This window comes from Moorena sp. SIO2C4 (assembly GCF_010672485.1).
Classification (GTDB): domain Bacteria; phylum Cyanobacteriota; class Cyanobacteriia; order Cyanobacteriales; family Coleofasciculaceae; genus Moorena; species Moorena producens.
Genome location: NZ_JAAHGN010000337.1, coordinates 1 through 6,995, shown reverse-complemented (window position 1 = coordinate 6,995; position 6,995 = coordinate 1). Strand labels below are relative to the sequence as shown.

General features: G+C 40.1%; 5 protein-coding genes. 1 reads left to right on the top strand and 4 read right to left on the bottom strand.

Features of this window, described 5'->3' with window-relative positions:
* A partial coding sequence (locus F6K20_RS18090; protein ID WP_287295559.1) for a hypothetical protein occupies positions 1-224 on the top strand: 224 nt, incomplete at its 5' end.
* Between the two features lie 418 nt (positions 225-642).
* Here the strand turns inward: F6K20_RS18090 and F6K20_RS18085 are convergent.
* From F6K20_RS18085 to F6K20_RS18070, 4 genes are all read right to left on the bottom strand, one after another.
* Positions 643-3,525, bottom strand: a complete 2,883-nt coding sequence (locus F6K20_RS18085) for an SAV_2336 N-terminal domain-related protein (RefSeq protein ID WP_287295557.1) — start codon at positions 3,523-3,525, stop codon at positions 643-645.
* Positions 3,526-3,650: 125 nt separating this feature from the next.
* On the bottom strand, positions 3,651-4,625 hold the full coding sequence (locus F6K20_RS18080) for an AAA family ATPase (protein ID WP_287295555.1): 975 nt from the start codon (positions 4,623-4,625) through the stop codon (positions 3,651-3,653).
* Positions 4,622-6,118: a VMAP-C domain-containing protein gene (locus tag F6K20_RS18075; protein ID WP_287295553.1), complete on the bottom strand. Its 1,497-nt coding sequence runs from the start codon at positions 6,116-6,118 to the stop codon at positions 4,622-4,624. Before F6K20_RS18075 ends, F6K20_RS18080 begins: the two co-directional genes overlap by 4 nt.
* A gap of 46 nt (positions 6,119-6,164) precedes the next feature.
* Positions 6,165-6,884 (bottom strand): metallophosphoesterase family protein, encoded by a 720-nt coding sequence (locus tag F6K20_RS18070; RefSeq protein WP_353736775.1) that lies wholly within the window; start codon positions 6,882-6,884, stop codon positions 6,165-6,167.
* Positions 6,885-6,995 lie beyond the last annotated feature (111 nt).

The following is a 6,995-nucleotide window of genomic DNA, read 5'->3' as shown; positions in this document are numbered from 1 at the left end:
TCGCTCATGGGGGAGACCCCCAAGAGCGACTGCATCAAGACAGGGTTTTGACGCCCTGGCGACTAGGATTGTGGCGGTTATGTTTAAGCTATCAGCTATCAGCTATCAGCTATCAGCTATCAGCTATCAGCTATCAGTTATCAGCTATCAGTTATCAGCTATCATTTATCAGCTTATGGGTTAGGTCACAGGCTGGAAGCCTGTGCCACAAAGCTGACCACTGACCACTGAGGAATTTATTCGTTGATCAGCAGTATCTAAATTTCAGTTAAGCTCCGCTGTACTTGTGGTGGCTTACACAATAGAATTCGGTCAAGGATTGGGGTTAACCACAACTTGACCGATTTTTTTTTATTGGTATGTATAATTATTAATTGGGTGAGTTACCCAAGTTGTGGATTTAGGGAGTGGGGAGTAGGGAGTAGGGAGCAGAAAAAAGAAGGGAAGTGTGGGGAGATGGCAAGGTAATTGTATTATAATTTTTGCCTAATTTCACTGAAGGGGTGACTTCGTCAATAATTTATAAATCCTGGATCACTGAATTACCGGAGTAAATCATGGCATTTAGAAAGTAAATTACAATATACAGCCGTTTGCTAACATTTGCCAAGCTAGTGGTAGCTTAGAGGTTCAGACAACCATTCACCACATTGCTTCACCCTTACGTAAATCTGCTAATAGACCTTGGTTTTCTAACCGCGCACAAATAGCACTGAAAAGAGTGCCAGCTTTATAACTAGGCTTCCAGTTTGCGTCACGACTATGATGCAGGGCTACTAAATTCCAGTTAATATCAAAACATGGAGAACCAGCGGAACCGGGTGCGGTATTGAGTTTATACTTAACAGTTGTACCATTCTCGTTAATATTAATAATAGCCTCGGTGTCAAACGCCAATTGTAATGGTTCGGCCTCGGGATGTTGGACAATAAACAGTGGAGTATTGGGCAAAAACTGATAATATGGCTCTTGTGGTAACTCAATCCACTGGCGCTTTGAAGAATTGGGATCGGGATTTTTCCCAATCGGTTCTTCCCCAGGAACTCCATCTACTCTCAGCAAGGCATAATCCAATTCGTCAGGGGTTGGTAATGGATTGTTGGTATAAGGACTGTGATCAATTAGCCAGTCATCCTCTACTAAGCGATACTCCGTACCTGGGTTTATAACTTTACCATCCCCTAACTGCTTGTAGTCAAAACGCAGGATAACATTGCTAGAGGTGGCTTGCTCTAAAATTACCGATTCCACCACATGGTAATTAGTAATAACCACATTGGGCGCAATCACAAAACCTGTCCCAAATTCCCGACTATTATCGTTATTCGTAACTTCGACACGACAGACTTGCCCTTCAATTTGACCTAACTTTTCCCGCCACAGATTTACGTCTAAAAAAGAATTGGTTTTCTTAATAAGTCTTTCTAATCTACCTCTTGCTGATAGCTGTGGCGGCATAACAATACCAACATTAAACTCTTGGGCAAAGGTAAATAACGCTGGGTTACCTGGATTCGATTCACGGGCACCTGCAATTAATTTATTAACCCATCCTTCTGCTTCTGCGGCTTGAATTAACTTAAATACAATTTCTTTTAAGTCGTTTCCCATTGAAATAGCATCTAGATTTTTACTGAATTTATATTCAACTAATTCAGCAAGTCTTGATTTTGATGGAAAAGCCTCAAATAAAGCATCCGTTAATTGTTGATATTGCTTTCCAGTTAGTCTATTTTTGGATAAAGTATTAGCTGATATAGGTGTTTTAAAGGCGGAACGTGATTTATTAAAACGAGCATACTCTTTTATTAATCGCCCTGATAATTGAACATTTGGTAGGGAATGCTGTTGAACATCATTATTGTCTTCTTCTACTAACTCTTTATTTTTAATAAGTTCTTCAGCCAAACGAGCATACTCCCCTCCCAATCGCCTTAATACTTGAGCCTTTAGGTGTGCAAAGGGACGAATTTTTTCTTCTAACCAATCATTACTTGCAGTTTCCGGTTTAAGTAAATACGCTTCAAAGTCCTGTACTGATAACCCTAATTTTTTAGCAACAAACTCAGATACTTTATCAATAACTGAAATGGTTTTACTAATGGGTACAGAATCTACTAATAATTCCCTTACCCCTGGCTTAAAGTCGTACTCAATATAATCGGGATTTGAATCTTGGTCTACAGGGGTTATAGACTGGAGCAGTCCACTCATAAACACCTCCGCTACATGAATTTGGGCGGATTTTGGTAGCAGGGTTTGCTGAATTAGTTGCACTACAGGTAAACTAACCGGAGCAGCTGCCATTAATCCAGCTAACCGACGCGCCATCGGAGAAGCAGTAGCACGAAATCGACTAACTAATGCTGGTGCTGTGAGTTGGGCTTGAGTAAGTTCACCATCTACTGCTCTTCTCTGTGCTTGGGGCTTTTCGGATACATCAAAGTTAAACCCCACTGTACTAACATTCCCCTGACCAGCTATTACCTGTGACCAGGCCAGTAGGGGGTAGGGTTCTAGAGTAATGACCGGAACATTGACAGAGGATTTATTCTGAATAGACTTACTGTTCCCTGTTCCCTGTTCCCTGTTCCCGACTTCTGAAAGAAGTCCAACGTCATCTTCATCCCAAGGTTTAACAATCAACTGAGAATTGACAACTCCAGGACTAAGAGAATGCAATTGCACTGGTGTTTCTGAACCTAAAGCCGTGCGTTCCCAAAGCCGTTCAGGGAGTAGCTGAAGGATAGTAAGTAAACCATTGCGTCCCCACAACTCTAGCACTGGATGAATTAATTGTCTGCGCCAAGCCACAGAAATACAATCACTCACCAATAAAATTAAACGTTGTTTCTTGGGGTCATTTAATACCTGGGGAGGATGGGGAGTGGAATCATACCGACCGGTGCTAGTTTGAGGAAATAAGTTTACTTTGGTTTCAGTAATCCTTAATTCCCACGTGCGTACATCCCGAAACGCACCATGATGCTTTACTAAATTTTGCAATTCAGTAATTGTCTGTTTCCAAACCGCAGTTGAACTAGTTTTTTCAACTACCAACGCTAACTCTAACCATCTTTCGGAAGTAGGTTTCAGAACTGGTAGCCAAATGTTTGATTCGGCAATTTGGTAAACAGTTGCTTCCTGATCCAATATCGTTTCTATAGCAGATGGGACTTTCCGCATTAACGGACGAAGTGCCCGTCCCAACGCCAGACTATTTCTCAATGCTACCGCTGCTGGCACTTTAATCGGAATTGCTTCTCCACTTTCTTTAGTCTTTTTAGGTTTGGAAGAGTGTGGATAAACATCATCACCAGGTTCTGTCTCTTCAGATGACGATTCTTCTAAGATATCTAGAGTTGGGTTTGGGGGTTGCTGTGATTCCTCTTGGGATACCGTTGATGCTTCTGACTCCTGTATTGACTCGTCTAGATGAATAGCCAACCAAAAAATTTCTGCTATTTCCCGAGCAGTTAAATCAAATCCTGCTTGTTGTAGAATAGCGATCGCTTTTCCAACCATATCCCTTATATAGCAATTCTTATAATCATGACCTACAAATCTCTGGGTTTTAGGGAGCAGGGAGCAGGGAGCAGGCAAGAGACAAGAGTTAAAAAATCCTGTTTACTTGATAGCTATGATAAACACTATATACTACTGAGGTACTGGAGTAATCGGTCAATTAACCTTTCTTTTTTCTGGTCTTTGTCTTCGTCTTGAGAGTCAACCATGGGAGAATCTTGTGTATTGACTGTGTTAGTTAACAGATAAATGGCATTGAGCAATTGGTCTGTAGCCAAGTCTCCTTTCTGCCGTCGATTGATAAATTTTTCAATAATTGGTTTGGCTTGTTCAAGAGTATCTAACCCTAAATGAGCTTTTACAATCTTTTCTAATTCCTTGGGAGTTGGTTCCCGTAAATCTAATCGTAAACAGCGCCGTAAAAAAGCTGGGGGAAATGCCTTTTCTCCGTTACTGGTAAGGACTACAAAAGGAAAGGCTTCACAGGTTACCTTTCCCCTGGGGATGGTTGTGGTTTGATTATCCCAGGTTTTGACAACAATGTCTGGAAACTGGTCACTGATTCGTGTTAATTCCGGGATTTCAAATTCTCCTTCTTCAAAAATAGTCAATAAATCATTGGGCAAATCAATATCGCTTTTATCCATTTCATCAATTAATAATACCCTCGGGTAAGTTGAGGGGAGTAACGCTGTTCCCAAGGGACCCAATTGAATATACTTACCAATTTCCCTTAAATTATCCTTGCCGCTTCCTTGAGCATCTTGTAATCTACCAATGGCATCATAACTATAAAGTCCTTGCTGTAAATGGGAGCGAGTGGTAATATTCCAGCGTAACACTTCTCCTAATTGTAACTCTTGAGCAACTGCATAGGCCAAAGATGTTTTTCCTGTGCCTGGCTTTCCCGTTACTAATAAAGGACGACGCAGATACAACGCTGCATTAACTAACTCTATTTCCTCTGGCCTGGTCTGATAGGTTGTACCCCGTTCTTTTTTGTCAAATTTCCGCCAGCTAGGAGGCTCAGGCAGGCGTTCAATGCCATTGTGAGGTTCTTCGGGAGTTCCGCGAAAAATTTTCCAAGATTTATTAGTCATAGGGTTGTATAGTCAATCTGGGGTGGTAGTAGATAGGGGTCTTCCCACAAAAGAGCAAGATGGTGTCCGATATGTTCTTGTCCATTGTCTTCATTAGGAGCTTTTAAACGTTGTTCTTGTACTTTTTCGGGAAGTTCATTTATTTTACACTTGAGTAATTGATTGAGTTGCTCTTGACAATTTATAGTTTTAAAATCATTCTTTCTCAGCCATAAAGCAACTGGGATTGCCGTCGTGTCAATTACTTTTAATATATTATCACATGGGGGGTTATATAATTTTAATGCTATCGCTTTTTTTTTCATTTTTTCTGGTTTTAAATAAGCATGCAACTTTTCCCAATTAAAATCAAATTTACTAACATCAACAAATTCTTGATGGCATTTATTTTCACTACTATATTTGATTATTTTCCATTTTGTGATGCAAGTTTTTCGGTAATAATCCTTAGGATATTTTCTGAAACGCTCAAAACGTTTCACAGATCGAATAACTACTTTATACTCCTTACATATAGGAAGTGTTAAACCAAAATAATTTGTAATATTAATTCTTTCAATTTCATAGTTTAATAGTTGATAAGGCAATGAAAATACAAGTATTGTATCATCGCAAAATTCCCGGTCATATTGACGTGACTGATTTAAAAAAGATTCTATTAACTTTGGTAACTCTTCAATAGAAAATAGATCTTGTTCAGATTCTCCATCAGCTAGTGTAGTCTCTAAAAATTTACAGCTTTGATGATTTTGCACGTAATCATAATTACTTAGGTCAGGAATGAACCAAGCTGAAACTTGATAATTAGGTTGACGTTGTTGGTGATATTGTTTACTGGATTCTAGCTTGACAAGCAGATAAGGTTGTGCATCTAAATTTGGTTGCTGATGATTTTGAGAGTCACTGCTAGTCTTAGGTAATAAATCAGAAGGGTTATTAGCATTGTTGTTTAACCATTGCTTGAGTTTCTCAGCAGTTTGCTCGGGAATATCTCCAGTTTTGAATAAACGAGCGACAAATTTTACAATATGTTTTTCATTATCATTTTGTTGAGCTTTATCATCCAATTTTTTTAGAATTTCAGCTAAACTGTCAGGGAGTTCATCTTCCCAATCATCCCAGAAGTTATCAGCACAACAAGCTTGATAAGCCTGTTGCATTGCTTCGATAATATTGTTTGGTAAAGGAAATAAGATGCTTATTAAACTAGGCGGAATGTTAAATTCTTGAGAATATAGTTGCCTTAATTCAGGATTATCTGGATTTTCGTTAAGTGCTCCATCAAGTAATTTTTCTAAGCTATTCCTAGTCTTAAAATCTTTTACTACTTTGTAAACAATATCAGTCAAATCTCCACCACGAGCTATCTCTTCCAGATTTATACTGAATTGGTAGTCTAGCATCATTGCTAATTTAATTTCACTAGGGAAAGCACTACACAGTGCGTTTTTTATCTTTTTGAGGAGATAGCCAGGGGTATTTCCACCATTCATTTACAGTTACTTCAATACTTTAAGGGATAGATTTTGCAAAAATTGATTACAACTCAATACAATAATAATCCAAAGAATTTTTTCCCGGACCCTGACTCCACCGTGAATCAGGTTTCCAAGCACCATTGGGTTCTTCCCGGCGGCGAGTGTAGACAGTAAGCTTTTTATCGTTAATTTTCAAGAGATTATATTGCCAGGGATAAGCAGATCGTAGTTCAAAGTTCGGTGCGCCAAAGGTGCCAGCACAAATTCCGTCGAGTTTGCGTCCACCTCGGCTGAGGTCGTAATGTAAACGGTTGGTTTCGGCTTTATGGATATGTCCGTGGAGGAACAAGCGAAATCCAGCAACGGCCAGTTGTTCGATGAAGCCTTTGTCAATAATGCGATCGCTTCCGTCACTATTGAGGGGATGGTGCCAAACCGCTATTTTCAAGGGGCAGTTGCGGTAGTCTGGGTTACGGCGAATCTTGGTCAGGGCGTTGGCCAGAGCACCGGATTTGATGCTAGCACGGGTTTTGAAGTGATGATCCAGTTCCCAAGCGGAGTTTAGTCCTAGGATCAGCAAGTTTTGCTCTGGGAAATGGTCGATAATGGCTTGCTGGTCATAGTCGAGGGGATAGGGTTGACCTTTGATAGCTTGATAGAATTGGCTGAAGTGAGCAAACCGTTGTTGGTATTTGGCTTCATCTCGGACTCGAATTACATTTGGACTCTCTTCGATGTAGTGACCCTCTTTGGGTTTACCATCGTAGTCTTCGAGATCCAATAACTGATAACCCCGCTTTGCTAGTTCCCAATTGAGGTCATGGTTACCCGGAACTATAACAATTTTCTCTGGGTCTAGGGGGAAGTCTTTGCCGAGGTTGTCGAGAAACTA